The organism is Streptomyces phaeoluteigriseus (assembly GCF_001896135.2).
Classification (GTDB): Bacteria; Actinomycetota; Actinomycetes; order Streptomycetales; family Streptomycetaceae; genus Streptomyces; species Streptomyces phaeoluteigriseus.
On record NZ_MPOH02000025.1, the window covers coordinates 1 to 2039 of the forward strand.

At 73.5% G+C, this 2039-nt stretch carries 2 protein-coding genes; one reads left to right on the plus strand and one right to left on the minus strand.

The annotated features are described in order from the left end of the window. A partial coding sequence (locus BM536_RS37025) for a DNA-directed RNA polymerase subunit alpha C-terminal domain-containing protein (protein ID WP_281258619.1) occupies positions 1 to 181 on the plus strand: 181 nt, incomplete at its 5' end. A 296-nt stretch (positions 182 to 477) separates the two neighbouring features. Here BM536_RS37025 and BM536_RS37030 read toward each other — a convergent pair. Next, positions 478 to 1365: a universal stress protein gene (locus tag BM536_RS37030; protein WP_073500192.1), complete on the minus strand. Its 888-nt coding sequence runs from the start codon at positions 1363 to 1365 to the stop codon at positions 478 to 480. Positions 1366 to 2039 lie beyond the last annotated feature (674 nt).

Sequence of the window (2039 nt, forward strand, 5' to 3'; positions counted from 1 at the left end):
CGACCTGCTCGACATCCGCAACTTCGGTGCGAAGTCGATCGACGAGGTCAAGGCGAAGCTGGCCGGCATGGGCCTGGGCCTCAAGGACAGCCCGCCCGGATTCGACCCCGCGGCCGTCGCCGACGCCCTCGGCGCCGACGACGACGCGGACGCGGGTTTCGTGGAGACCGAGCAGTACTGAGCACCGCGCCACGCCGGTCGTAGGCGCCTCGCGTACGGGGACAGGGAGTTTCCGCCCTGTCCCCGTACGGCGTGCGGCGTGCGGCGTGCGGCGTGCGGCGTGCGGCGATCTTCCTCCAGCCGCGCCCGGGACGGGGCACGGCTGGAGGCGGCCGGGTCGCACAGCGATCGGTCCGCCGCCCTGCCCGCGGAGCCGACCATGACCGTCGTCGGCAGCACCTCACCTGCGTGGGTGGCCGGGCTGAGTCCGTGCGCCGTGCCCGTGGGAGCGGGAAACCGCGGCCGACGGCGGAGTGATCAGAGGTCGGAGCGCACCACGGTGACCGGGCACTGGGCGTGATGGAGGGCTGCCTGGCTGACCGAGCCGAGGAGCAGGCCGGTGAAGCCGCCGTGCCCCCGCGCGCCGACCACCATCAGCTGGGCGTGTGCGCTCGCTTCGATCAGGGCCGGGCGGGTGCGGCCGCGGACCAGGCGGGGCCGCACGGTGACGCCCTGGTACCGCTCGCGGTGCGCTGAGAGGGCCAGGGCCAGTTCTCGCTCCTCCTCCTGCCGGAGCCGGTCCACCTCGCCCACGATCTCCACAAGGTCCACCGGGCGGCCGAGCGCGTGCTCGCGGTGATCGGTCCAGGTGCTCCAGGCGTGGAGCGCGACCAGGTCCGCGCCCCGCAGGGCTGCCTCGGAGAAGGCGAACGCGATGGCGGGCTGTCCTTGGGGAGAACCGTCGACAGCCACCACCACCGGACCGGCCGGGTCGGGGCGTCCCCTGACGACCATCACCGGACAGTGACCGTGCGCGCTCAGCTCTACGGCGGTGGACCCCGCAAGCAACTCGGCGAGCCTCTGGGAGCCTCTGTGGCCGACCACGACGAGCTGTGCCGTGCGCGACTGTTCCCGCAGAACCATCGATGCCTCACCGACGATCACGGCATGGTCGACACGCAGGCCCGTCGCCTGGCCCCGCGCACGTTCGACGGCGTCCACCACGATCCGTTCGACCGATTCGTGCAGGGCGGCGGTGGGAGGTCCGAGCACTGACGAAGCCGGCGGCGCGTGCATGGCCGGCCACAGAAAGGCGTGCACCACACGCAGTTCCACGCCTCGCAGTGTCGCGGCTCGGGCCGCGGCGTCCACGGCTGCCAGGGCAGCGGGCGAGCCGTCCACTCCCACCACCACCGGCCCGTTCATGGCTCGCTCCTCCCCTCGTCAGGGGCGCCCGGACAGCGCTCTCCGGCAGCCGGTGCCGCGACCTCCGTGCCTGCGGCGCCTTGCCGCGGGACACCTGGGTTCAGAATGCCCGTGGGGGCATCACCGTCTCCGCCCCGTCGAGCACAGCGGTACAGCGCGGCGCACCGCCCGGCCCCGGCGTGACGCGGACGCTCACGGGCCTCGGAGGATCGGTGGGCAGCTCGCCGGTCAGGGTCAGAGGACGACGCCCATGGATCTCGGCGCGACCGGTTTCCTTGCCGTCGACCAGCAGCTCCGCGGCACCATGACGGCCGTGATCGATGTTCACGGTCACCGAGTGCCCGCCGACATCAAGGTGGAAATGGTGACTCCGCCCCATCACGAGTCTCCCTGGGGATGCACGGCCCCCCTTCGAAGTATGCCGCCGCTCGCTCGTCCCCGCCCCTGCGCGGCGAGGGAACGGCGGGCTCTGGCCTGCTCCGCCGCCGCGGCCGCCGGCTGGGCCGCGGCGGTGCTTCGGGCGAGCGACACCTGACCGGTTCGCTTCGGACGGTCGCGTGGCCCGGACGCGGGATCCGGTCGGACCGACCTGGACTTCCGCGTGGCCCGGTCCGCGTGGCCCGGACGCGGGATCCGGTCGGACCGACCTGGACTTCCGCGTGGCCCGGTCCGCG

Excerpts from the sequence above, each read along its gene's own strand:
- BM536_RS37030 (WP_073500192.1), bottom strand. The coding sequence starts at position 1,365 with ATGAACGGGCCGGTGGTGGTGGGAGTGGACGGCTCGCCCGCTGCCCTG.